The 24918-nt window shown below is 70.0% G+C and carries 17 protein-coding genes; all 17 read left to right on the forward strand.

Going from position 1 to position 24918, the window contains the following annotated elements:
• Nucleotides 1-6 precede the first annotated feature (6 nt).
• Nucleotides 7-393, forward strand: a complete 387-nt coding sequence (locus tag K8640_RS18805; protein ID WP_223748271.1) for an STAS domain-containing protein — start codon at nucleotides 7-9, stop codon at nucleotides 391-393.
• A gap of 6 nt (nucleotides 394-399) precedes the next feature.
• Complete coding sequence (gene rsmH, locus K8640_RS18810; protein WP_223748272.1) at nucleotides 400-1314, forward strand: 16S rRNA (cytosine(1402)-N(4))-methyltransferase RsmH; 915 nt, start codon at nucleotides 400-402, stop codon at nucleotides 1312-1314.
• Nucleotides 1311-1715 carry a cell division protein FtsL gene (gene ftsL / locus K8640_RS18815; protein WP_223748273.1) on the forward strand — a complete coding sequence of 135 codons (405 nt, stop codon included), beginning with the start codon at nucleotides 1311-1313 and terminating at the stop codon, nucleotides 1713-1715. Before rsmH ends, ftsL begins: the two co-directional genes overlap by 4 nt.
• Complete coding sequence (locus tag K8640_RS18820) at nucleotides 1712-3733, forward strand: penicillin-binding transpeptidase domain-containing protein (RefSeq protein WP_223748274.1); 2022 nt, start codon at nucleotides 1712-1714, stop codon at nucleotides 3731-3733. Before ftsL ends, K8640_RS18820 begins: the two co-directional genes overlap by 4 nt.
• Nucleotides 3734-3787: 54 nt before the next feature.
• Nucleotides 3788-5311: a UDP-N-acetylmuramoyl-L-alanyl-D-glutamate--2,6-diaminopimelate ligase gene (locus tag K8640_RS18825; protein ID WP_223748275.1), complete on the forward strand. Its 1524-nt coding sequence runs from the start codon at nucleotides 3788-3790 to the stop codon at nucleotides 5309-5311.
• Nucleotides 5312-5343: 32 nt separating this feature from the next.
• Nucleotides 5344-6747, forward strand: coding sequence for a UDP-N-acetylmuramoyl-tripeptide--D-alanyl-D-alanine ligase (gene murF, locus K8640_RS18830; protein ID WP_223748276.1), 1404 nt, complete (start codon nucleotides 5344-5346; stop codon nucleotides 6745-6747).
• Nucleotides 6747-7925: a phospho-N-acetylmuramoyl-pentapeptide-transferase gene (gene mraY / locus K8640_RS18835; RefSeq protein ID WP_223748277.1), complete on the forward strand. Its 1179-nt coding sequence runs from the start codon at nucleotides 6747-6749 to the stop codon at nucleotides 7923-7925. The genes murF and mraY overlap by 1 nt, the downstream gene beginning before the upstream one ends.
• 24 nt (nucleotides 7926-7949) lie before the next feature.
• Entirely contained in the window at nucleotides 7950-9317 is a 1368-nt protein-coding gene (murD, locus tag K8640_RS18840; protein ID WP_223748278.1) for a UDP-N-acetylmuramoyl-L-alanine--D-glutamate ligase, read from the forward strand.
• A gap of 4 nt (nucleotides 9318-9321) precedes the next feature.
• Nucleotides 9322-10485, forward strand: a complete 1164-nt coding sequence (gene ftsW / locus K8640_RS18845; RefSeq protein ID WP_223748279.1) for a putative lipid II flippase FtsW — start codon at nucleotides 9322-9324, stop codon at nucleotides 10483-10485.
• Nucleotides 10482-11627, forward strand: coding sequence for an undecaprenyldiphospho-muramoylpentapeptide beta-N-acetylglucosaminyltransferase (gene murG, locus K8640_RS18850; RefSeq protein WP_223748280.1), 1146 nt, complete (start codon nucleotides 10482-10484; stop codon nucleotides 11625-11627). Before ftsW ends, murG begins: the two co-directional genes overlap by 4 nt.
• Entirely contained in the window at nucleotides 11624-13042 is a 1419-nt protein-coding gene (murC, locus tag K8640_RS18855; RefSeq protein WP_223748281.1) for a UDP-N-acetylmuramate--L-alanine ligase, read from the forward strand. The genes murG and murC overlap by 4 nt, the downstream gene beginning before the upstream one ends.
• A gap of 6 nt (nucleotides 13043-13048) precedes the next feature.
• Nucleotides 13049-13984: a UDP-N-acetylmuramate dehydrogenase gene (gene murB, locus K8640_RS18860; RefSeq protein ID WP_046715498.1), complete on the forward strand. Its 936-nt coding sequence runs from the start codon at nucleotides 13049-13051 to the stop codon at nucleotides 13982-13984.
• The gene (locus tag K8640_RS18865) at nucleotides 13981-14937 is read left to right on the forward strand and encodes a D-alanine--D-alanine ligase (RefSeq protein ID WP_223748282.1); all 957 of its coding nucleotides are present in this window, start codon (nucleotides 13981-13983) and stop codon (nucleotides 14935-14937) included. The genes murB and K8640_RS18865 overlap by 4 nt, the downstream gene beginning before the upstream one ends.
• 941 nt (nucleotides 14938-15878) lie before the next feature.
• On the forward strand, nucleotides 15879-19727 hold the full coding sequence (locus tag K8640_RS18870; protein ID WP_223748283.1) for an Ig-like domain-containing protein: 3849 nt from the start codon (nucleotides 15879-15881) through the stop codon (nucleotides 19725-19727).
• Between the two features lie 377 nt (nucleotides 19728-20104).
• Nucleotides 20105-20959, forward strand: coding sequence for a cell division protein FtsQ/DivIB (locus K8640_RS18875; RefSeq protein ID WP_223748284.1), 855 nt, complete (start codon nucleotides 20105-20107; stop codon nucleotides 20957-20959).
• A gap of 44 nt (nucleotides 20960-21003) precedes the next feature.
• Nucleotides 21004-22236, forward strand: a complete 1233-nt coding sequence (ftsA, locus tag K8640_RS18880; protein WP_046715495.1) for a cell division protein FtsA — start codon at nucleotides 21004-21006, stop codon at nucleotides 22234-22236.
• A gap of 412 nt (nucleotides 22237-22648) precedes the next feature.
• Nucleotides 22649-24918 (forward strand): adventurous gliding motility protein AgmC (gene agmC / locus K8640_RS18885; protein WP_223748285.1); only part of this gene is annotated, 2270 nt, incomplete at its 3' end.

Consider the following 24918-nt stretch of genomic DNA (forward strand, 5'->3'; position numbering starts at 1 on the left):
CACCGTATGAATCAGGTTCTGGAGGTGCGGCGAGGAGCGGCGAGCGCGCTGGCGGGTGCCGGGCGCGTGGAGACGCTCATGCTGGAGGGCGAGCTGAGCGAGCAGGACCTGCTGACCCTGTGCGACGAGCTCACCCAGCGCATGCACCGGGGCCTGCGTCAGGTGGTGCTGGACCTGTCCGACGTCGGCCACCTCAACTACAAGGGCGTCAAGCCGCTGATGGCCCGCGCCGAGGCCTTCCGCCGCACCGGTGGAGATTTGAAGCTGTCCGGCCTGTCGCCGTACCTGGCGGCCATCTTCCGGGCCGCCGGCGCGCACGACGCCTTCGAAATCTACCCGCACATGAACGACGCTCGCGCCGCCTTCGGCCTCGCGCGGGCTCCCTTCGTCTGAGTGCTCGTGGGGGCCTTGGAATTCCAGCACCACACCGTCCTGCTGCGTGAAGCGGTGGAGCTGCTGCGACCGGGAGCGGGCAAGGTGATCATCGACGGCACACTCGGGGGTGGTGGCCACACGGAGGCGCTCCTGGCCCAGGGCGCGTCCGTCGTCGGCGTGGACCGCGACCCGGTGGCGCTGGCGGCGGCCACCTCCCGGCTGGGCCCCAACCCCCGCTTCCAGGGCCGCGCCGGCAACTTCGCCGACCTGCCCCGCGTCACCCGCGATTTGCTGCCCGTGGACGGCGTGCTCGTGGACCTGGGCGTGTCCTCGCCCCAGCTGGACGTGGCCGAGCGCGGCTTCTCCTTCAACAAGGACGGCCCGCTGGACATGCGCATGGGCCCGGACGGCCCCACCGCCGCGGAGCTCATCGCCACGCTGGACGAGCGCGAGCTCAAGCACATCCTCGAGGAGTACGGCGAGGAGCCCTTCGCCCGGCCCATCGCCCGCGAGCTCAAGCGCGCGCTGCCCACGCGCACGCTGGAGGCCGCGGAGGTCGTCAAGCGCGCCGTGCCGCGCAAGGCGTGGCCCAACCGCATCCACGTGGCCACCCGGACGTTCCAGGCGCTGCGCATGGCCGTCAACCAGGAGCTGGAGGCGCTGGACGCGCTGCTCTCCGCGTTGCCGGGCCTGCTCAAGGTGGGCGGGCGCGCCGCCGTCATCTCCTTCCACTCGCTGGAGGACCGGAAGGTGAAGGAAGCCTTCCGCGCGCTGGAGGGCCGCTGCACCTGCCCTCCGGGCCTGCCCGTCTGCGTCTGTCAGAGCGTGGGCAACTTCAGCGTGGTGACGAAGAAGGCCGTGTCCGCCTCGGAGGAAGAGGTGGAGGTCAACCCCCGCTCTCGGAGCGCGCACCTGCGCGTGGTGGAGAAAGTGCGATGAGCAAGGCGTCGTCCCAGCGTGGCTCCGTCTCGGTGACGGGCGTGCTGCTGCACCTGCTGCCCGCGGTCCTCCTGTTCACCCTGTTCGCGGCGGTGGGCATCCTCCACGTCACCAGCCGGGTGATGGTGGTGGACATGGGCTACCGGCTGTCGCGCGAGGAGGCCGAGAGCCGCTCGCTGACGCGGGAGAACGACCGGCTCAAGCTGGAGCTGGCCACGCTCAAGGCCCCCGGCCGGCTGGAGCGCGTCGCGCGTGAGCAGCTGGGCATGAGCATGCCCGCCGGCAGCGCGGTGGTGTCGCTGTCCGCGGAGAAGCCCTCTCGCGCCAGCGCCTCCGCCCAGGCGCCCCAGGACCCCAAGCCCGCCGTGCGCGTGGCTGGCCGTGGAGGCGCGGGCCGGTGAGGGACTTCAAGGCGACCCGGGCTCCGGAGCCCAACGCGAAGGGGCTGAAGCTGCGGGTGCAGCTCTTGTTCGGCCTCTTCCTGCTCCTCTTGGGAGTCGCCTTCGGTCGCGCCGTGCAGCTGCAGGTCTTCGAGCAGGAGAAGCTGCGGGGGATGGCGCAGGACCAGTACGTCCGCCAGATTGAGATTCCCGCCCGGCGCGGCGACATCTTCGACCGGCGCGGCACGCCGCTCGCCCAGAGCGTGGAGGTGGACTCCGTCTGGGTGGACCCGTCGATGCTGCCCGACGTGCGCCAGGCCTCGAAGCAGCTGGCCAAGGCCCTGAAGGTGGACGCGGACGAGCTGGCCGCGCGCCTGGCCCGCTCCAAGCGCTTCGCCTGGGTCAAGCGCCAGGCCAAGCCCCAGGAGGTCGCCGCGGTGAAGGCGCTGGGCCTGCCCGGCCTGGGCTTCACCAAGGAGCCCAAGCGCTTCTATCCCCAGCGCGAGCTGGGCGCGCACGTGATGGGCCTGGTCGGCATGGACGGCAAGGGCCTGGAGGGCCTGGAGAAGGCCTTCGAGGACGAGCTGTCCGGGCAGAACTCGCGCATGTCCGGCTTCCGTGACGCCAAGGGCCGCAAGCTGCTGGTGCAGGGCGCCACCGACCCCCTGGAGCGCCAGGGCGCCGCCGTCACCCTGACCTTGGACCGCCACCTCCAGTACGTGGCCGAGAAGGCCCTGGCCAAGGCGGTGGAGGAGGCCAAGGCCGTCGCCGGCATGGTGGTGGCGCTGGACCCCAAGACGGGGGAATTGCTCGCGGTGGCCAACCACCCGCGCTTCAACCCCAACACGCCCGAGTCCAGCTCCCGCGGCGGCATGCGCAACCGCGCCGCGCTGGATACCTTCGAGCCCGGCTCCACCACCAAGCCCTTCGTGGTGGCCACCGCGCTGGAGGAGAAGGCGATTACGCCCGACAGCGTCTTCTTCTGCGAGAACGGCGCCTGGCGTGTGGGGCGCCACACCATCAACGACACCCACTCCTACGGGTGGCTGGCGCCGCAGGGCATCCTCCAGGTGTCCTCCAACATCTGCATGGCCAAGATCGCCCAGGTGCTGGGCCGCGAGAAGATGGTCGCCGGCTACCACGCCTTCGGCTTCGCCGAGCGCACGGGGCTGTCGCTGCCCGGCGAGGGCCGGGGCGTCATCCCCTTCCCGAAGGCCGAAGTGTCCCTGGCCACCCAGTCCTTCGGTCAGGGCATGACGGCCACCGCGGTGCAGATCGCCGCCGGCTATGGTGCGCTGGCCAACGATGGCGTGATGATGCGCCCCTACCTGGTGTCGAAGGTGGTGGACCCGGACGGGGTGGTTCTGCTGGAGAACCGTCCCACGGAGGTCCGCCGGGTCGTGTCCAGCAAGGTCGCCCGGCAGGTGGTGGGCATGCTCGAAAGCGTGGTCGTCAAGGGAGGCACCGCGCCCCGGGCGGCCATGGATGAATACCGGGTGGCGGGCAAGACGGGCACCGCCCAGAAGGCGGACCCCGTGGCCCGGGGCTACTCGGACAAGCGTATCGCCTCCTTCGTCGGCATGGTGCCGGCCGAGGATCCTCGCATCGTCATCCTCGTGGTGGTGGACGAACCCAAGACAGACGTGTACGGGGGGCTCGTGGCTGCCCCTGCTTTCAAGGAAATTGCGACCGCCGCCATGGCCCACCTGGCCGTGCCTCCGTCTCGGACGGTGGCACCCGGGACGGCCGTGGCCGCCGCGTCCCCCGCGCCTGGCGCGGCGAAGCCGGTGGCCCGAACGGCCGTCGAGCCCGCCCGCCCGGCGTTGGAGGAAGCGGTCTCGGAGAGCCCTGAGCCCGGCACGGTGCGTGTGCCGGACGTCCAGGGAGCCGGGGGGCGTGAGGCCGTGGTGAAGCTGCTCGCCGCGGCGTTGGAGCCACAGGTACTGGGAAGTGGTCGTGTGGTGTCTCAAACCCCCGCCGCCGGCTCGCTGGTGGAGAAGGGGGCCCGGGTGACGCTGGAGATGGCGACGCGGCAATGAGGCCGCGCTTGCTCCAGGCCCCGCGCTTGCAATGCGTGTGAAGAAGGGGAAGAGATGAAGCTGACGGATGTCCTCGCAGGGTGTGGTGCCGAGCAGACCTCGGGTGGTCGTTCCGCGGTCGACGTCACCGGTGTGACCCAGGACTCGCGGCATGTGAAGCCCGGCGACTTGTTCGTCGCCATTCCCGGCACCAAGGAGGATGGTGCCCAGTTCATCGGGGAGGCCGTGTCACGCGGAGCCGTGGCGGTGGTCTCCGAGAAGCCGGTGCCCTCCTCGCAGGTGCCCTTCTTCAAGGTGGGCAGCGCGCGCAAGGCGCTGGCCCTCATCGCGGCGAACTTCCATGGCCGTCCGGCCGACAAGCTGACGTTGCTCGCCGTCACCGGCACCAACGGGAAGACGACGACGTCCTTCCTGCTGGAGGCGATGAGCGCGGCGGCCTACGTGTCCACGGGTGTCATCGGCACGCTGGGCTACAAGTTCGGCGGCAAGACGGTGCCGACGGCGAACACGACGCCGGACCCGCTGGAGCTGCACCGCATCTTCAAGGAGATGGTGGACGCGGGCGTGGAGACGGTGGTGATGGAGGTCTCCAGCCACGCGCTCGCGCAGGAGCGCGTGCACGGGCTGACCTTCAAGGCCGCGGGCTTCAGCAACCTGAGCCGCGACCACCTCGACTACCACAAGGACATGGAGGACTACTTCCAGTCCAAGCGGAAGCTCTTCGCGGAGAACCTGTCCGCCTCGGGCGTCGCGGTGGTGAACGGCGACGACACCTACGCCAGCCGCATCTACAACGAGCAGCGCGGCCAGAAGAAGATGGCGTGGAAGTTCAGCCGTCAGGGCAGCGGTGAAATCTCGGCCTCGGACGTCACGTTCTCGCTGGATGGCATCAAGGGCACGCTGAAGACGCCCTCGGGTGACATCGCGCTCAAGAGCAAGCTGTTGGGCCCCCACAACCTGGAGAACATCCTCCTGGCGGTGGGCATCGGCATCGGCGCGGGCTTCTCGCGCAGCGACGTGAAGGTCGGCATCGAGCGGATGACGCCGGTGGAAGGCCGCATGGAGCGCGTGGAGAACTACGGCCCGGGCGGAGCGCCCGCGGTGCTGGTGGACTACGCGCACACGGACGACGCGCTCAAGCGCGCGCTCGAGGCGGCGCGCTCCTTGGCCAAGGGCCGCGTCATCGTGGTCTTCGGCTGCGGTGGGGACCGGGACAAGGGCAAGCGCCCGCTGATGGGGCAGGTGGCCGCGGAGGCCGCCGACGTCGCCGTCATCACCAGCGACAACCCGCGCACGGAGGACCCGGACGACATCATCGCCCAGGTGACGCCGGGCCTGGAGAAGGCGGGGCTGCGCCGCATCTCCGCCGCCAAGGTGAAGTCCGGTGAGAAGGGCTACCTGGTGGAAGCGGACCGCCGCGCCGCCATCGAGCAGGCCATCGGCCTGGCGACCGGGGAGGACGTGGTGCTCATCGCCGGCAAGGGCCATGAGACCTACCAGCAGGTGGGCCAGGAGAAGCACAAGTTCGACGACCGGCAGGTGGCCGCCACGGTGCTGGCCGCCCGCAAACCCAGCTGAGACAAGGCGCGCGAGGCGGGCCCTCACACCCCATGGCAGCTCGATTCAGCGACGAAGAGGTGGTGCAGGCGACCGGGGCGACCCGGCGCCTGGGGCCCGGACCGACCGCCTTCGAAGCGGTCTGCACGGACACGCGGGCACTCACCCCGGGCTGCCTGTTCGTGGCGCTCGTGGGTGAGCGCTTCGACGCGCACGCCTTCGTGGACGCCGCGGCCAGGGGTGGCGCGGCGGGTGCGGTGGTGGGAAGGGGCCGCGCGCTGCCGGCGCTGCCCGAGGGCTTCGTGCTGTACGAGGTGAAGGACACGCTGATGGCGTTGGGGGCCCTGGGCCGCCACCACCGTCAGCGCTTCCGCATCCCCATCTGCGCGGTGGGCGGCTCCAACGGGAAGACGACCACCAAGGAGATGGTGGGCGCCATCCTGGCCACGCGCGGGCCGGCCCTGAAGACGGAGGGCAACTTCAACAACGAGATTGGTGTCCCCCTGACGCTGTTCCGGCTGGAGCCCCAGCACGTGGCGGCCGTCATCGAGGTGGGGATGAACCGCCCGGGTGAAATCGAGCGGCTCACCCGCGTGGTGCGCCCCGACGCGGGCGTCATCACCGTCGTCCAGCCCGAGCACCTGGAGGGGCTGGGCAGCCTGCAGGGCGTGGCGGACGCGGAAGGGGAGATGTTCCAGGAGATGGGGCCGGGCACCACCATCGTCGTCAACGCGGACGACGCGCTCATCCCCGCGCAGGCCGAGCGCAGCACGGCGAACCGGCTGACGTTCGGCCGGACGGACGGCGCGGACGTGCGGCTGGTGTCGGTGGAGACGAAGGGTCGTGACGGCATGGTGGCCACGGTGCGGCACCTGGGCCGCGAGTGGCCGGTGCGGCTGTCGTTCATCGGGCCGCACAACGCACAGAACGCCACGGCGGCCTTCGCGGTGGCGCTGGCCCTGGGCTACACGCCGGAAGAGTGCGTGCGGGGGCTGGAGGCGGCGCGGCCGTACTCGCGGCGGCTCAACGTGCTGGACGGGCAGGGCGGCGTGACGGTCATCGACGATTGCTACAACGCCAACCCCGCGTCCATGGACGCGGCGCTGGAGACCCTGGGCACGCTGGTGCCCTCGGGCGGCCGGGCGGTGGCGGTGCTGGGCGACATGTTGGAATTGGGCCCGGGCGAGCTGGAGGAGCACGCGCGCCTGGGCGAGCAGGTGTCGGGCAAGGCGGCGCTGGTGGCGTTCTTCGGCCCGCGCTCGGCGGAAGGCTTCAAGCGCGCGGGGCTGGCAGAGGCCGCGGCGCATTTCACGGAGGTGGAGCCGCTGGTGGCGTGGTTGACGCCGCGGCTGCGCCCCCAGGACGTGGTGCTGGTGAAGGCGAGCCGCGGCATGCGGCTGGAGCGGGTGGTGGCCGCGTTGACGGGCACCCCGACGTCCTCCGGAGGAAACCACTAGTGCTGTACCTGCTCTACGAGCTCATCCAGAACACGGAGGCGGGGCGCATCCTCAACTTCTTGCGCTACCCCACCTTCCGCATCATCGCCGCCGGGGTCTTCGCGCTTGTGCTGGGCATGCTGATTGGTCCGCGCCTCATCGCGAGCTTGCGGCTCAAGCAGCACGGGCAGAGCAACGTGCGGGAGGACACGCCGGACTCGCATCAGAAGAAGAAGGGCACGCCCACCATGGGTGGCGCGCTCATCCTCATCTGCATCGCGGCGGGCACCCTGTTGTTCGCGGACCTGAAGAGCCGCGTCGTCTGGGTGGTGCTGCTGCTCACCTTCGGCTACGGCTTCATCGGCTTCCTGGACGACTGGCTCAAGCTGTCCAAGCGCAACTCCAAGGGCCTGGCGGGCCGCAAGAAGATGGTGCTGCAGACCTTCTTCTACCTGGTGGCGGTGTTCGGCCTGCTCACCACGTGGACGCAAGCAGACGGCTCGTTCGGCCCCACGCTGCTCATCAACACGCGGCTGACCTTGCCCTTCATCCCCTCGCACTGGTTCAACCTGGACCTGGGGTGGTTCTACGTCGTGTTCGCGTGGGTGGTGGTGGTGGGCACGTCCAACGCGGTGAACCTCACCGACGGCCTGGATGGCCTGGCCATCGTGCCGACCATCGTCTCCGCGATTACGTTCGCGGTGCTCTGCTACGTGGCGGGCACCACGCTGAGCATCGCCGACTCGGTGACGGTGGGGGGCACCACGAAGCTGGTGGCCACGCCGCTGTACCAGTACCTGGGCATCCTCCAGGTGAAGGGCGGCGCGGAGCTGGCGGTGTTCTGCGCGGCCATCGTCGGCGCGGGCATCTCCTTCCTGTGGTTCAACACCTACCCGGCCTCCGTGTTCATGGGCGACATCGGCTCGCTGGCGCTGGGTGGGGCCCTGGGCGGACTCGCCGTGCTGTCCAAGAACGAGGTCGTCTCCGCCATCATCCACGGCATCTTCTTCGCGGAGGCGCTGAGCGTGATGATTCAGGTGGCCTCGTTCAAGATGACCGGCAAGCGTGTGTTCAAGATGGCGCCGGTGCACCACCACTTCGAGCTCAAGGGCCTGGCCGAGCCGAAGATCATCGTCCGTTTCTGGATCGTCTCCATCCTCTGTGGTGGCGTGGCGCTCCTGTCGCTGAAGCTGCGCTGATTCCCCCAAGGGGTGGTGCCTCCCATGTCGCTCTCGCTGTCCGGGCAGAAGGTGTTGGTGTACGGGCTGGCGAAGAGCGGCGTCGCGGCGCTCCGCCTGTTGTGTCGGCAGGGCGCGAGCGTGACGGCGCTCGACGCTCGCAGCGAGGAAGCCCTGGGCGACGTGGCCCGTGAGGTGAAGGCGCTGGGGGCCGCGCTCGTCACCGTGCCCGCGCCGCCGGGCCTGTTGGAGTCGCAGGCGCTGGTGGTGGTGAGCCCGGGCGTGCCGCTGGCGCTGCCGGAGCTGCGCGCGGCCGCCGCGGTCCGGGTGCCCATCTGGGGCGAGGTGGAGCTGGCGTGGCGTGCGCTCACCGCCGTACCGCTGTTCGGCATCACCGGCACCAACGGCAAGAGCACCACCACGGCGCTCACCGGGGAGCTGTTCGCCAAGGGCGGCCGGCGCACCTTCGTGGGCGGCAACCTGGGGCGGCCCTTCAGCGAGGCGGCGCTCACGCCCTCGGACTGGGACGCGCTGGTGGTGGAGCTGTCCAGCTTCCAGCTCGAGGGCATCCAGTCCCTGCGCCCGCGCGGCGCCGCCATCCTCAACCTCACGCCGGACCACATCGACCGGTACGCGAGCCACCAGGAATACGGCGAGGCCAAGGCGCGCATCTTCCAGCACCAGCGCGACGGCGACTTCGCGGTGGTGAACGCCGACGACGCGGCCGTCATGGGCCTTGCGACCCAGGCCCGCGTGCCGGTGTACGGCTTCAGCGTCACGGGCCGGCCGGTGGTGGACGCGCCGAGGCTCGCGGGGCTCGCGGTGGCGAAGGACGGCGGCTTCCGGCTGGAGTTCCTGGGCGAGTCGTACCGGCTGGACAACCGCGCGCTGCGCGGCGCGCACAACGCGCAGAACGCGATGGCGGCGGCGCTCCTGGCGCGGCTGGGCGGTGTGCCGGCGGACGCGGTGCAGGCGGGGCTGGACAGCTACCCGGGCCTGCCCCACCGGTTGGAGAGCGTGCGGGTGCTGGACGGGGTGGAGTGGGTGAACGACTCGAAGGCCACCAACGTGGACTCGGTGCTGGTGGCGCTGCGCGCGTTCCGGGACGGGGTGTGGCTGATTGCTGGTGGCAAGGGCAAGGGCGCGCCGTACGCGCCCATGGTGGAGGCGGGGCGGGGCAGGGTGAAGGGCGTGCTGACCATCGGCGCGGATTCGGAACTGCTCGCCCGGGCCTACGAGGGGCAGGCGGCGGTGCATGCGTGCGGCACGCTGTCGGCGGCGGTGGCGAAGGCGCGCGAGCTGGCGAAGGCGGGGGACACGGTGCTGCTGTCGCCCGCGTGTGCGTCGTACGATCAGTTCAAGAACTTCGAGGACCGGGGCGACAGCTTCAAGCGCCTGGTCGGAGCGCTGTGACGGCATGAAGACCTCTCCTCCGTCGAACGCTCCCGTGCGGTTCGACCCCATCCTCCTGTGCGCGGTGCTGGCCCTGGTGACGATGGGGCTGGTGATGGTGTACTCGGCGAGCGCGGTGCTGGCGCAGGACAAGCTCGGCGACAGCCTCTACTTCTTCAAGCGGCAGGTGACGGCGGCGGGCATGGGCCTGGTCGCCATGGCCGTGGCGATGAAGGTGGGGTGGCGCAAGCTGGCGCGCTGGGCGTATCCGCTGCTGCTCGCGGCCATCGTCCTGCTGGTGCTGGTGGCCATCCCCGGCATCGGCTCGACGGCGGGTGGCGCGCGCCGCTGGATTCGCCTGCCGGGCTTCAGCCTGCAGCCGGCGGAGGTCGCCAAGTTCGCGTGGGTCGTCTACCTGTCGTACTCGCTGGCGAAGAAGCGCGAGAAGGTGGCGACGTTCTCCGTGGGCTTCCTCCCGCACCTGGCGCTGTGCGGCATCCTGGTGATGCTTTGCATGCTGCAGCCCGACTTCGGCAGCAGCGTGCTGCTGGTCTTCATGCTGTTCGTGCTGCTGTTCGCCGCCGGCGCGAAGCTGAGCTACCTGGTCGGCTCCATCCTGCTCGCGCTGCCCCTGGCCTACGTGGCGATTGCGTCCAGCCCGTACCGCATGAAGCGCATCCTGGCCTTCCTGGACCCGTGGGCTCACCGGCATGACGTGGGCTACCAGGTGGCCGAGTCGCTGATGTCCATCGGCTCCGGCGGCGTGTCCGGCCTGGGCCTGGGCGACGGTCGGCAGAAGCTCTTCTTCCTGCCGGAGGCGCACACCGACTTCATCTTCGCCATCCTCGGCGAGGAGACGGGCCTCATCGGCGTGGGTGTGCTGGTGGTGCTCTACGCCATCGTCCTGTGGCGCGGCGTGCGCGCGAGCCTGGCGGCGGGCGAGTCGTTCGGCACGTACCTGGGGCTGGGCATCTCCTCCATCATCGCCTTCCAGGCCACGGTGAACATGTGCGTGGCCATGGGGCTGCTGCCCACGAAGGGGCTGACGCTGCCGTTCGTCTCGTACGGCGGCTCGTCGCTGGTGGTGCTGATGGGCGCGGCGGGCGTGTTGTTGTCGCTGAGCGCCAGCGCGCAGGGGGCGCCGAGGGGCGCCCGGTCGGGTTCGGAGCTGAGGGAGGTGGCGGCGTGAAGGTGCTCATCGCGGGAGGCGGCACGGGAGGGCATCTGTTCCCGGGCATCGCCCTGGCGGAGGAGGTGGTGACGCGTCACCACGCCAACGAGGTCGTCTTCGTGGGCACCGAGCGGGGCCTGGAGGCGCGGGTGGTGCCGCGCGAGGGCTATCCGCTGGAGCTGGTGAAGGTGCAGGGCCTCAAGGGCAAGGGCTTCTTCTCCCTGCTCAAGGCGCTCATCGCGCTGCCCCTGGCGTTCATCGAGTCCTTCCGCATCCTCGCCCGGCAGAAGCCGGACGTGGTGGTGGGCGTGGGTGGCTACGCGAGCGGGCCGGTGGTGCTGGCCGCGTGGCTGATGGGCATCCCCACCGCCATCCAGGAGCAGAACGCGCTGCCGGGCCTCACCAACAAGGTGCTGGGCAAGGTGGTGCGGGTGGTGTTCATCGCCTTCGAGGAGGCGCGCCAGTTCTTCCCCGAGAAGAAGGTGCAGCTCATCGGCAACCCCATCCGCCGCAAGCTGATGGACAACTACCTGCGCAGCCACGTGGCGCACGAGCACTTCTCGGTGCTCGTCTTCGGCGGCAGCCTGGGCGCGCGGGGCTTGAACCAGCGGATGCTGGAGGCGCTCGACTCGCTGGGGGACCTGAAGGGCGAGCTGCGCTTCGTGCACCAGACGGGCAAGAACGACCTGGAGATGGTGCGCAAGGGCTACCAGGACAAGGGCTTCGACGCGGAGGTGGTGGAGTTCATCGACGACATGTCGAGCGCGTACGCGAAGGCGGACCTGGTCATCTGTCGCGCGGGCGCCACCACGCTGGCGGAGCTGACGGTGTGCAAGAAGGCCAGCATCCTGGTGCCGTTCCCGCATGCGACGGATGACCACCAGACGGTGAACGCGCGGGCATTGGTGGACGCGGGTGCGGCGCTGATGTTCCAGGAGTCGGAGCTGACGGGCGCGAAGCTGGCGGAGACCCTGCGCACGCTCAAGGAGCACCCCGAGCGGCTCAAGGGGATGGAGAAGAAGGCGGCGCTGCTGGGCCGTCCGGAGGCGGCGAAGGAGCTGGCCGACGTGTGCGTGGATTTGATGGTGCAGACCTGGGGCCCCAGTGGCCGCGAGCGCGCCACACCCGAAGCGAAGAAGGCGCCCAGGAGCGAGTCGTGACGAGGAACAAGCCCCCCAGTCTCTTCAAGACGCGGCACGCCGCGCAGGTGCACTTCGTGGGCATCGGCGGCATCGGCATGAGCGGCATCGCCGAGGTGCTGCTCAACCTGGGCTACCGGGTGTCCGGCAGCGACTTGAAGGAGAGCGACATCACCCGGCGCCTGACGCGCATGGGCGCCACCATCTTCGAGGGCCACAAGGCGGAGAACCTGGTCCAGGCGGACGTGGTGGTCATCTCCTCGGCGGTGCGCAAGGACAACCCCGAGGTCGTCACCGCGCGTCAGCGCAAGATTCCCGTCATCCCCCGCGCGGAGATGCTCGCGGAGTTGATGCGGCTGAAGTACGCGGTGGCGGTCGCCGGCAGCCACGGCAAGACGACGACGACGTCCATGGTGGCCACGGTGCTGAGCGCCGCGGGCCTGGACCCGACGGCGGTGGTGGGCGGCAAGGTGAACGTGCTCGACTCCAACGCCAAGCTGGGCAAGAGCGAGCTGATGGTGGTGGAGGCGGACGAGTCCGACGGCAGCTTCCTCAAGCTGCACCCGTCCATCTCCATCGTCACCAACATCGACCCGGAGCACATGGACCACTACGGCTCGCTGGAGGTGCTCCAGTCGGCCTTCGTGGAGTTCTGCAACCGGGTGCCGTTCTACGGCCTCAACGTGCTGTGCCTGGACAACCCCAACGTCCAGGCGCTGCTGCCGCGCATCGAGAAGCGCTTCGTCACCTACGGCAGCTCGCACATGGCGGACTACCGCCTGGAGAGCATCACCCTGGATGGGTTCACCACCACGTTCCAGGCGTTCCGCCGGGACGAGGCGCTGGGGGAGTTCCGGGTGCGCATGGTGGGCGCGCACAACGCCTTCAACGCGCTGGCGGTCATCGCGGTGGCGGAGGAGATGGACATCCCGCTGGAGACGGTGCGCACGGCGCTGGCCGAGTTCGGCGGCGTGCAGCGGCGCTTCACGGTGAAGGGCGAGGCGAAGGGCATCACCGTGGTGGACGACTACGGGCACCACCCCACGGAGGTGCTGGCCACGCTCGCGGGCGCCCGGCGCGCCTTCGGTCGGCGGTTGGTGGTGGCCTTCCAGCCGCACCGCTACACGCGCACGCACGATTTGTTCAAGGACTTCACCACCGCGTTCAACGACGCGGACCTGCTCTTCGTGACCAACGTCTACGCCGCCGGTGAGGAGCCGATTCCGGGCGCCACCGGTGACGCGCTGGCGGACGCGATTCGCGCGCACGGCCACCGCGACGTGACGTTCGTCCCCAAGCGCACGGACCTGCCGGCGGCGCTGCTGCCCCGGCTGCGTGAGGGGGACCTGGTGCTGACCTTGGGCGCGGGTGACATCACCCACGTGGGTCCGGACCTGCTCGGCCTGCTCGGCCATGCGGCTCCGACGAAGGGCTAGCGCGTCATGGTGGAAGCAGGCGTGAAGACGGCGCTGGCCCTCCGGTTGGAGCGGGTGCCGGACTGCGAGCTGAAGGCGGGCGAGCCCCTGGCTCCGCTCATCAGCGTCCGGGTGGGCGGCGCGGCGGAGGCGCTGGTGCGGCCGCGCTCTGGCGATGCGCTGGTGGAGGTGTTGAAGCTGGCGCGCGACGAGGGCGCGCCCTTGAGCATCCTCGGGGGTGGCGCGAACACGCTGGTGGGGGATGGCGGCGTGCCGGGTGTCACGGTGAAGCTGCCCGGGGACTTGTTCCCGGAGCTCATCGACGTGGGGCCGGAGGGTGGGCTCATCACGTTGGGGGCGGGCGCGGCCATCGTGAAGCTGGTGAACGTGATGCGCTCGCAGGGGCTGGTGGGCGCGGAGTTCCTCGCGGGCATCCCCGGGACGCTGGGCGGCGCGGTGGCGATGAACGCGGGCACGAAGAACGGCGAGGCCTTCCGTGTCATCGAGGCCGTCGAGGTCGCGACGCCGGACGGGGTGGGGTGGCTGACGAAGGCGCAGGTGCCGCATGCGTACCGTCACTCGGAGCTGCCTGCTGGAGGGGTGGTGACGCGGGTTCGCTTCCGGTTGCCGCGCGGGGACGTGGCGGCGTCCAAGGTCGCGATGGACGCGGACCTGGGGTACCGCAAGCGCACGCAGCCGTTGAGCCAGCCGAACTTCGGCAGCGTCTTCACCAATCCGCCGGGTGACCATGCCGGGCGGCTCATCGAGCTGGTGGGCCTGAAGGGGCACACGCTCGGGCGGGCGCAGATCTCCACGCTGCACGCCAACTGGATTGTCAACCTGGGCGGGGCGACCGCTCGGGACGTGCTGGGGCTCATCACGCTGATGCAGACGCGCGTGAAGGAGGCCACTGGCGTCGACATGAAACCCGAAGTCAAACGCGTGGGAGTCTTCCTGCCATGACAGTCAATCGCGGCGCCTTCACGAAGGACGAGCTGAAGCACAAGCGCGTGGGCGTGTTGTTCGGCGGCCTGTCGTCCGAGCGCGAGGTGTCCCTGCGCACGGGGGCGGCCGTGTCGGGCGCGCTGCGCTCGCTGGGCTACGACGTGGTGGACATCGACGTGGGCAAGGACCTGCCCGCGCGGCTCGTCGCCGAGAAGGTGGACGTGGCGTGGCTGGCGGTGCACGGCCGCTACGGCGAGGACGGCAGCCTCCAGGGGCTGCTCGAGTCCATGTTCATCCCGTACACGGGCAGCGGTGTGCTCGCGTCAGCGATGGCGATGGACAAGGTGTACGCGAAGCAGATCTTCCTGGCGCATGGCATTCCCACGCCCGCGTATCGCGCGTTCCAGGACGAGGCGTCCGCATTGGCCGCGGGGGACTCGCTGCCGTTCCCCTTCCCGGTGGTGGTGAAGCCCAGCCGCGAGGGCAGCAGCGTGGGCGTGCACATCTGCAAGACGCGGGATGCGTACGATGCCGCGGTGAAGGACGCCGCGAAGTACGCGGGCACGCTCATGGTCGAGCAGTTCGTGAAGGGGCGTGAGGTTCAGGGCGGCGTGCTGGACGACGAGGCGCTGGGCGTCATCGAGGTGCGTGCCGCGCGCGAGTTCTACGACTACGACGCGAAGTACAAGGCGGGGACGGGTACCCAGTATCTCTTCCCCGCGCCGCTCCCCGAGGCACTGTACGCGCGGGTGAACGAGGTGTGCCTGGGCGCGCACCGGGCGCTGGGCTGCGCGGGTGGCTCGCGCTCGGACGTCATCGTCACCGAGAGTGGCGATGTGTTCTTGCTGGAGACCAACACGCTGCCGGGCATGACGGCCACCAGCCTGTTGCCCAAGATTGCGGCGGGACGTGGCATCGACTTCCCGGCGCTGTGCGAGCGGCTGCTCGTGGGTGCATGTCTCAAGGCTTGAGCGGGCGGCTCGCCCCCTGAGTGGGGGCGGCTCGGGATGCCGGTGCTGCTAGCGCCTCGCTGATGCGGGGCGCTGACGCAAGGCGGCTCCTTCAGCTGCACTGCGCGTTGGCGCTCCTTCATGCACGCGGCGACGCGATGGCGGCGCTGCTTGATTCCGCTGATGCGGGGCGCTGACGCAAGGTGGCTCCCTTCAGCTGGGTTGCGCCTGGTCCCTGTGACGAGCGTGAGTTGGCATGACGGTGGAACTGCGCGCACTCGATGCTGAGGGGGGATGCAAGGTGGCCGCGCTCCCGCTGGGCTGTGCGTGGCCTCTGTGGTGAGCGCGAAGCGGCATGACGTTGGTGCTGCGTGCTCTCACTGCTGCGGGGCCTTGATGCGAGGTGGCGCATTTCGACTGGGCTGCGCCTGGCCCCTTTGACGAGCGTGAGTTGGCATGACGGTGGCGCTGCTGCGGGGGGAAGTTGAGGTGAAATGGCCGCCCTTCAACAGGGCTGCGCGTGGTCCCTCCACTGAGCGCTCGGCGACAAGGTGGTGTCACTGCCGCCGATGCGGGCACTGAGTCGAGGTGGTCCCGCCAGTTGGCCTGCGCGTGGGCATTCCTCCGTGTGCGTGGCGACGCCGGACGTCTTGGTGGAACGCGCTGTCCTGTGCGTGGCCCTCATGCCGCGCGCGTGAAGACTTCGGACGATTCGGCCGGCACGTTCGCTTCGGCGCGACCTGTCCACCTCGACCACCCCTGTCGTCCGCCACTGTGTGCCGTGGTGAGAGTGGAGGCGTCGTCGCGTCCTCTTTCCCAGGACTCTCAGTCTCCGCGTAGGCGAGACGTGATGGCAGATGCAACGGAATGTGCGACTTTTTCGGCGCCATCCGTTCTTGAGCAGGGGCTGGATTGGGTCCGCAAAAGTGGCCCGTCGGTTCTTCACCGCGCCCCCACCTCTCATGAACGCGAACGCTCCGTGGAAGCGCAGTGTCCTGCTCATCCTGTCCCTCTGGCTGGGAGTCTCCGCCTGCAAGGATTCCGAGTCCGACGACCCTCCGGTGGACGTCGTCGACTCGGGCTCGGATGCGGGGAGTCCTGACGGAGGTTCACCCGATGCCCATGTCCCGGACGGAGGAGAGGAGCCGACGGACGGAGGCGGGCCCACGTCGGATGGCGTGGGCTTCATCGACTACACACTCCCCATGCAGGACGCGGAGCAGGTGCCTCGCAACACGCGCATCCATGTGGCCTTCGTCGATGCGCTCGACGACACCACCGTGGGACCCGCGAGCCTTGCTGTGACGGAGAACGGTGTGGCGGTGGCGGGCGCCGTCACCCATGACGCCGCCACGCGCTCCCTGGCCTTCGTCCCCGCGCGAACCTTCGCGGCCGACACGCTGGTGACGGTCACGGTCGCGACCGCGCTGCGCACCACGACAGGCAACAGCTTGCCCGGGCCCTATGTCTTCCGCTTCAGCGTGGGCGCGGAGACGGACACGAGGGCACCGACGGTGTCCTCCACCCGACCCACGCATCAGCTGCGGTACGTGGCGGTGGGCTACCCCGTGTACTCGCTCACCTTCGAGGAGCAGATGGACCCGCGGACCCTCAACGCGGAGACGCTCCGCTTCGAGCAGAAGCTGGACGACTCACCAGCCGCGCCGCTCACGGGGGCCATCTCGTACGAGCCCAGCTCCCGCACGGCCTACTTCCGGCTGAACCCGCTGCCCGCGCCGGGCGCCGTCGTCACCGGCACGCTCTCCACCCAGGCGAAGGACCTGGCGGGCAACGCGCTCACGAGCAGCTTCAGCTATTCGTTCACCCTGAGCATCGTCGCGGACAACGGAGCGCCGAGCCTCGCATCGACCTTCCCCGCATACGGGGCGACGGGTGTCCCCGTACGCATCGCCGCCATCGAGGGCATCTTCGCGGAGCCCCTGCGCCCCACCACGGTGAGCGTGGAGCGCTTCTATCTGGAGGAGATGGACGAGATTGGCGCGAAGCCCGTCCGCAAGGTGCCCGGCACCGTGCGCTACGATGACCGACGGATGGCGGCCATCTTCACGCCGACCTCGCCCCTCGCGTACCAGACGCGCTACCGGGTGACCATCGACGACGTGGAGGACCTCGCGGGTAACGGCTACCCGTGGATGGGCTCCAACCCCTTCTGGTTCGTCACGGAGCTCCAGCCCGCTCCTCCCCAGGTGACGGGCGCGCTGCCCGTCGCGGACGCGCGCTTCGTCTCGCGCGACGGCGCGCTGCGCGTGAGCTTCGACCGTCCGCTGGACCCGGCCTCCGTCAACACGACGACCTTCTCGGTCGCGGGGCATTCGGGCCTGGTGAACTACGAGGCCTCCACCCGCACCGCCGTATTCCGTCCGGTGCCGCCGTTCGCGCCGGCCACCGTCTACACGGCCACGGTGAAGGACGTCCGCACGCCCCAGGGACAGACGCTCGCCGCGCCCTTCACGTACACCCTGCGAACGGTGGACACGCGCACACAGGTCAGCGGCGCCACGCGCGGGCAGCCCGGCGGCCTGGTGTTCGCCACCGGCCCCCTGGGCACGCTGGCCGTCTGGAACGAGGACACCGGCGAGGGCGTCCAGGTGCGCGCGGCGCTCGACTCCGGCGGCGGCTACGGTGCATCACGGCTGCTCGGAGTGAGCACCTCGGCGGCGGTGGTTCCGCAGGTCGCCGTCTGGGACAACCGCTTCGCCATCTCCTGGCCGGACGCGACGGGCATCTACCAGCGCGTGGTCGCCTTCGATGGGACGACGCTCACGACCGTCGGGCCCAACACCACCGGGCGCCTGTTCAGCGCGGCCGGGCGCCTGTTCATGGTCGAGTCGAATCGCATCCGCGCCCTCTCCGGCAACCAGTGGGCGGAGGTCTTCGCCACCGGCACGCTGGGGGCGAACCCCACGTTCCTCCACAACGGCGGCGCCGTGCTGATTGCCTCCACGCCGGGCGCCAACCCCCGCGTCGCCGTCACCTACGACGGCGTCCAGTGGGTGCAGAGCTCCCTCTCGTCCCGCGCGGACGCCGACTATCTCCGCGTGGGAGACACCTTCGTCCGCGCGTGGGTGAGCGACCGGGGCACGGAGTTCTCGCGCTTCGACCGGGCCACGCGGCAGTGGAGCGCCCCGGAGCTCATCTCCACCTCGGACTCGGACGCGGTGAAGCTCGCCACGGACGGACAGGTCATCACCGCCGTCTACGTCCACGCGAACGGCTTCCCGTACGCGGCGGACCGCGTGGGGAGTACGTGGCAGCCGGAGGTCCGGCTCGCGGAGAACTCGGTCAGCTCGTTGTGGGGCGTCGCGCGGAGCCACGGCAACTTCGTGGCGCTGTGGACCGCCAGCGTCAGCACCAGCCAACTGCGCGCCACGTCCCAGACGGGCGGCTCCTGGTCCTCGCCGGTGACGGCCACCGTGGTGACGGGGATGAGCCGCGTCCGTGACCTGCGCGTGCAGGGCGACGACCTGCTCGTCCTCACCGAGACGGGCAGCGCCACCGCCAACCATCAGGTGTGGGGCACAGCACTCACGCTCCAGGGCTGGCGACCCGCGGTCCTGCTGCGCGACTCCACGGCGGGCCGTGCCTCGTTCATTCCCATCGACTCAGGACAGGGCGTGGTCTTCGCGGCGCCCGGACAGCTCACCGTGCGCGCGTACCAAGGGGCGGGCGAGTGGGCCGAGCCCCGGCCACTCGCGGCGCCCGCCGCCACGGGCACGGTGGGGGTGAGCTCCATCGACTTCCTGCCAGACGGGCGGGGCGTGGCGGCCTGGGAGCAGTTCGACGCCGGGGAGTGGAGCGTCTTCCTCGCCGAATACGACGGGACGTCCTGGGGGCAGCCCGTGCACGTGGCCCGTCCCGCGCGCAAGCCGCGTGTCGCTCGCCACGAGGGCCGCAGCGTCGTCGCCTATCAGCAGCCGGCCACGGGCGGGAAGCTGGACGTGCGCGTGGTGAGCTACGAGGACGACCAACTGGGCACCGCCGTCCTGCTCGAGAGCGTGACGGCCACCCAGCTCCACCTGGACATGGACCAGAGCGGCGGCGGCTTCCTCGTCGCGTGGGGCATCGCGAACGTGCGCACCTCCTACAGCGCGGATGGCCTGTCATGGTCCGCGGCGGCGACCACCCTTCCCGCGGACACCATCAACAACCGGCAGCTCGACCGGCTCGATGTCGACGCGGTGGGCGGTCAGCTCGTGGTGTCCGCGCGCCGGTTCATCGACTTCCTCGCGAGGGTGAGCCTGGGCGGCATCTTCCAGAACACCTACGGGAGCTCGGCCCACATCGACGACGCGCGGTACGTCGTCCACGGCGACACGCTGATGATGGTGGAGGGATTCTCCGACCAGATTGGCTGGCGGGCCTTCAACGGCGAGACCTGGAGCTTCCGCTTCACCCACATCCCGGAGCAGGGGGGCTACGCGCTGGTGGGCCCGTCTCCCCAGGGCCTTCGCCTGCACACGGGCAAGGCGTGGTTCCGCTGGGACGGCGCCGACTGGGTGCATGTCGCGGCGAGCAGCCGCCCCGCAAACGCCAACGAGGGCCGCATGGTCTGTGACGACAAGGGCTGTGGCGCGGTGGCGGCGTCGCCCTGGGGCTACGCGGGCCTGTTGAGCCTGTCCTACGCGGTGGGCACCGGCCCGCTCCACGCGGGGGCCACTCCGGGCGAGACCTCTACCGGCGTTCAGTACGACAGCGCGACGCTGGACTTCGAGGCGGGCACCTATCGCCTGACCTGGCACCAGCTCGTCGAGGACCGCGTCACCGTGCTCCAGGCCAGCACCCGGCTGTGAGGTCCGCCACCGGGTGGGCCCGCCCCGCCTGCCCGGTGCTGGGACACCGTGTCGAAGTCCAGGAGGCCGGGGCGCCCTCCCGCATGAGCCCGTCCGGTCGGGCCGCGGGAGGGCGGCGAGCGTTTCGAGGCGGGGATGAAAGCTCCGGTTCTCGCCGTGAGTTCACCCGCTGACGCTTCCGCGCGCGGGCTTGATAAAAGTCCCCTTGAAATCCAGCCGCTTGAAGATCAAGGTCCGCCGCCCTTCGCCAGGGGCCCGCTTGGGGCGGGAGCCTTTTTTCCTCAGGGGTGTTTCACGCGCTACAGCAACGTGGCTGTTGCCAAAAACTGGCGTGGAGATCCATCCGCGCGCAGCATGCGTGACACCGTTCCCTCACCATGGCCTTCGGACGAAGCAAAAACCGCCGCCGTCAAGACTCCGCCCAGCGAAATGAGGCGGTGAAGAGCGCGGTGCGTTCGAAGGGCCCGGGCGTCGTGAAGGTGCTGGCCCTGACGCTGACGACGGGCCTGTTGGTGTGGGGCGGGGTGGAGACGCGCAAGTGGGCGTTGTCGTCGCCCCGCTTCGAGCTGGCGGCGGTGTCCTTCACCGGCCTGGAGCGCGCCTCGCGCGTGGAGCTCTTGCGGCTGGCGGCGCTGACGAAGGGTCAGAACCTCTGGACGTTGGACACGGGGGCGCTGGAGCGCGCGATGCGCCAGCACCCGTGGGTGAAGAAGGTGGAGGTGACGCGGCGCTTCCCGAACCGGGTCTCGGTGCAGGTGTCCGAGCATGTCCCGGAGGCGCTGGCGGTGTTGGGCGAGCTGTACGTGCTGGACGAGGAGGGCGAGCCCTTCAAGCGGGTGACGCCCGGCGACGGGCTGGACCTGCCGCTGGTGACGGGGGTGGACAGGGACGGGTACGTGGCGGACCCGCAGGTGGCGCGCCAGCGGTTCCAGGCGGCGCTGGAGGTGGCGCGGGCCTACACGAGCGCGTCCCCGGGCAAGCCCGAGCGGCTGTCCGAGGTGCGGATGGATGGGCGGGAGGTGACACTGGTGGCCGCGTCCGGCCAGGAAGTGCGCCTAGGCGAAGGAGATTCCGAGGTCAAGCTGCAGCGGTTGGCCCGTGTTCGTCGCGAACTGAGCGCGAGGGGGCTTGCAGCGGAGATCATTCACCTGGATAACCGGGCCCGGCCCGGCTGGGTGGCGGTGAAGATTTCGAGCCCCGCGTCCGAGAGGAGCGGGAGCCCGAAGCCGTAAGAGGACGCCCCTTTCACGAGAGTGGGGGGCCTGGGAGGGTTGTCATGGCGAAGCAGAAGTCGGGGGAGATCATTGTCGGCCTCGACATCGGCACGACGAAGATTTGCGCCATCGTCGGTGAGCTGACCGACAGCGGTATCGACATCATCGGTATCGGGACGCATCCGTCGAAGGGGTTGCGCAAGGGCGTGGTGGTCAACATCGAGGCGACCGTCTCCTCCATCCGCCGCGCCATCGAAGAGGCGGAGCTGATGGCGGGCGCGGAGATTTCCCACGTCTACACGGGCATCGCCGGTGGCCACATCAAGGGTTTCAATTCCCAGGGCATCGTGGCGGTGAAGGACAAGGAGGTCCGCGAGGCGGACATCGCGCGCGTCATCGACGCGGCGAAGGCGGTGGCCATCCCCCTGGACCGGGAAGTCATCCACGTGCTGCCCCAGGAGTTCATCATCGATGACCAGGGCGGCATCAAGGAGCCCCTGGGCATGGCGGGCGTGCGCCTGGAGGCCAAGGTCCACATCGTCACGGGCGCCGTGTCCAGCGCGCAGAACATCGTCAAGTGCGCCAACCGCACGGGCCTGAATGTCTCCGACATCGTCCTGCAGCCCCTGGCGAGCGCCGAGGCGGTGCTGGGCGAGGACGAGAAGGAGCTGGGCGTGTGCCTCGTCGACATCGGCGGCGGCACCACCGACATCGCCATCTTCTCCGGCGGCTCCATCGTCCACACGGCGGTGATTGCGCTGGGCGGCAACAACCTCACCAGCGACATCGCCATCGGCCTGCGCACGCCCGCGCACGAGGCCGAGCGCATCAAGCAGAAGTACGGCTGCGCGCTGGCGTCGCTCATCAACAAGGACGACACCATCGAGGTCCCCAGCGTCGGGGGCCGTCAGCCGCGCGTGCTCGGCCGGCAGATCCTCTGCGAGATTCTGGAGCCGCGCGTGGAGGAGATCTTCCAGCTCGTGCACCGCGAGATCCAGAAGTGCGGCTACGAGGACCTGCTCGCTTCGGGCGTGGTGATTACGGGTGGCTCCACGCTGCTGGCGGGCATGCCGGAGCTGGCCGAGGAGGTGCTTGGGCTGCCCGTGCGTCGCGGCATGCCGCGCGGCATCGGCGGGTTGGTGGACGTGGTGAAGAGCCCCATGTACGCCACGGGCGTGGGCCTGGTCGTCTACGGTGCCAAGCACCTGGACCGGCGCATGTTCCGCATCCGCGAGGAGAACGTGTACAAGAAGGTGAAGGGCCGCATGCGCGAGTGGCTCGAGGAAATCTTCTAGCGCCTGGGACGCAGCGCGCGTCCTGTCGTAACGCGAGGGGCTCTTCCGGAAGGAGGGCCCCTCGTCGCTTTTCTGGCGGCATGCGTCAGCGGTGCCCCCTTCGTTGACGTGTCAGGGCGGCTGCCCCGCAGGGTCCTGACAGGTCAGCCCGAGGGAGACGTGAGGGGTGGGTCATCCGGTTTCCAGAATCCGGATCCGTGATTCGGATCCGCGGGCCTGGAGGGAGGGGGGCGTCCGAGTGAACCCCCCTGAAACAGGGCGTGGACCGGAAGTGGACGGAGTGTGGCTCCTGGATTGCTATGGGCGTTCACTGCCGCACGGGCCAGTCCCTACACCCCGCGGCCCCGGTCCTATGACTCCCACATCCAAAACTCCCACTTCGCAGGTCGCGGCACGTCGTGGACGCGCTGGCTTGCCCGTCGTCGGTCTGCTGGCGCTCCTGTGTGCCGCGCTGGCGGCGCCCGCGGCTCACGCGGAGCCCGACCGCTTCCACCTCGGTAACGGAACGACGGCGCTGACGGTCAACGTCCCCAACACCGTCATCAACACCTATACCCGGGTGACGGCGGCGGTGCCGGCCGGGCAGAACTTCGTCAACGTCGCGTCCTCCACCGGCTTCGCGGTGGGCAACCTGGTGATGGTGTACCAGGCAGCGGGCCTCACGGCGCCAACCTCGGGCAGCCAGACGCCCATCGACATGTCGGTGGCGGCGAACGCCCCGGTGGGACGGTGGGAGTTCGCGCGCATTCAGTCGCTCACGGCGACGCGGCTGACCTTCTCGGCCCCGTTGACGGTGGCCTTCGCCGCGAACACGGGCACCCAGGCCATCCGCGTCCCCGAGTACACGACGGTGACGGTGAATGCCGCCGGCTCGATCGTCGCGGGGCCCTGGGACGGCACCACGGGTGGTGTGCTCATCTTCCTGGCCACTGGCGCGGTGACGAACAACGGCGCCATCCACGCGGACGGCCGCGGCTTCCGCGGCGGCATCTTCTGGAACGGCGCGGGTGACGGCTGCACTGGCATCAACCAGGCGTATCCGGGTGGCGCGCAGAAGGGCGAGGGCGTGGTGCTGTCGGCCTACGACAACACCGACCCGTTCGTCGCGGGCTCCTCGGGCTACGGCAACATCGCCAACGGTGCCGGTGGTGGCATCTGCCACAACTCGGGCGGCGGTGGTGGTGGCAGCGCGGGCGCGGGTGGCAAGGGCGGCCGGACGTGGAGCGGTGACGAGCCTCCCTCCCGTGACGTCGGTGGTCGCGGCGGTACCCGCATGGACTTCTCGCCGGTGAGCACCCTGCTGTTCGGCGGTGGTGGCGGCGCGGGTCACAGCAACGACGACTTCGGCGGTGGCGGCAGCGCGGCGGGTGGCATCGTGTACATCCGCGCGGCTTCGCTGTCGGGCACGGGCCGCGTCTCGGCCAACGGTGTGGCGGGCGAGAACGCCCGGGACGACGCCAACGACGCCGCGGGTGGCGGTGGCTCCGGCGGCACGGTCTCCGTGCGCACCACCGGAAACCTGACCTGCAATAACAACCTCGTCACGGCCAACGGCGGCAACGGCGGCAGCACCACCTTCGCCGAGCACGGCACGGGTGGTGGTGGCGGTGGTGGTCGCATCCTGTTCCAGGGCGCCAACGTGGCTTGTACGGCGACCGTCACGGGTGGACTTCCGGGGACGCAGCCCACGGCCGGCGCTCCGGACGGGCTGACCTACGGCGCCATCGCGGGCGGCGTGGGTGTCATCACCACGCTCCCTGGCGCTTTCGTGACGCCGGCGGCTCCGGTGGTGGTGACGCCGGCCAACGGCTCCATCACGGGCGTGCGTCCTCCCATCTCCGGCACGGCGACGCCCAACTCGTCGGTCGTCATCTCTGTTGACGGCGTGGTGCTGGCCACCGTCCCAGCGGATGCCTTGGGCAACTTCACGTACACGCCGACCGTGGACCTGGCGGTGGGCAACCACACGGTGAACGCGGTGTCCGTGCTGAACGGCGCGACGAGCGCGGTGAGCAACACGAACACCTTCACCGTGCAGAACGCCCTGCCTCCCCCGGTCATCTCCACGCCGGCCAACGGCGCGGTGCTCCTCGCGTCTCCGACGCAGATCACCGGCACGGCGTCCGGCGGCGCCACGCTGGTCGACCTGACCATCAACGGCACCACGTACACGAACATCCCGGTCTCCGGCGGCAACTGGACCTTCACGGTGCCGGGTACGCTGGCGGACGGTCTCTACAACCTGTCGGCCGTGGCTCGCGACGCGACGCGCACCAGCACGGCGACGACCTCGAGCTTCACGGTGGACACGCAGACGGTGGTCGCCGTCACGACGCCGGCCGAGGGTGCGGTGCTGACGAACCCGGTGGTGACCTACTCCGGCACGGGTGAGCCGGGCGCCACGGTGACGGTGGTGGTGGACGGCACCACGGTGGGCACGGTGACGGTGGGCGCGGGCGGCACCTGGTCGGTGCCGGTGGCCACGCCGCTGGCGGACGGGCCGCACACGGTGACGGCCACGGCGCAGGACGTCAGCGGCAACACGGCCACGGACACGAACGCGTTCGTGGTGGACTCCGGCACGTCGGTCGCTGTCACCACGCCCGCCGAGGGCGCGGTGCTGACGAACGCGACGGTGACGTACTCGGGTACGGGTGAGCCGGGCGCGACGGTGACGGTGGT

It is taken from the genome of Myxococcus sp. XM-1-1-1, from assembly GCF_020037095.1.
Taxonomy (GTDB): domain Bacteria; phylum Myxococcota; class Myxococcia; order Myxococcales; family Myxococcaceae; genus Myxococcus; species Myxococcus fulvus.

What these genes read in the sequence shown, in the direction of transcription:
- murD (WP_223748278.1), top strand. Translation starts at nt 7,950, where the DNA reads ATGTCGCTCTCGCTGTCCGGGCAGAAGGTGTTGGTGTACGGGCTGGCG.
- ftsW (WP_223748279.1), top strand. Translation starts at nt 9,322, where the DNA reads ATGAAGACCTCTCCTCCGTCGAACGCTCCCGTGCGGTTCGACCCCATC.
- ftsL (WP_223748273.1), top strand. Translation starts at nt 1,311, where the DNA reads ATGAGCAAGGCGTCGTCCCAGCGTGGCTCCGTCTCGGTGACGGGCGTG.
- K8640_RS18870 (WP_223748283.1), top strand. Translation starts at nt 15,879, where the DNA reads ATGAACGCGAACGCTCCGTGGAAGCGCAGTGTCCTGCTCATCCTGTCC.
- murB (WP_046715498.1), top strand. Translation starts at nt 13,049, where the DNA reads ATGGTGGAAGCAGGCGTGAAGACGGCGCTGGCCCTCCGGTTGGAGCGG.
- K8640_RS18875 (WP_223748284.1), top strand. Translation starts at nt 20,105, where the DNA reads ATGGCCTTCGGACGAAGCAAAAACCGCCGCCGTCAAGACTCCGCCCAG.
- murF (WP_223748276.1), top strand. Translation starts at nt 5,344, where the DNA reads ATGGCAGCTCGATTCAGCGACGAAGAGGTGGTGCAGGCGACCGGGGCG.
- K8640_RS18825 (WP_223748275.1), top strand. Translation starts at nt 3,788, where the DNA reads ATGAAGCTGACGGATGTCCTCGCAGGGTGTGGTGCCGAGCAGACCTCG.
- K8640_RS18865 (WP_223748282.1), top strand. Translation starts at nt 13,981, where the DNA reads ATGACAGTCAATCGCGGCGCCTTCACGAAGGACGAGCTGAAGCACAAG.
- K8640_RS18805 (WP_223748271.1), top strand. Translation starts at nt 7, where the DNA reads ATGAATCAGGTTCTGGAGGTGCGGCGAGGAGCGGCGAGCGCGCTGGCG.
- ftsA (WP_046715495.1), top strand. Translation starts at nt 21,004, where the DNA reads ATGGCGAAGCAGAAGTCGGGGGAGATCATTGTCGGCCTCGACATCGGC.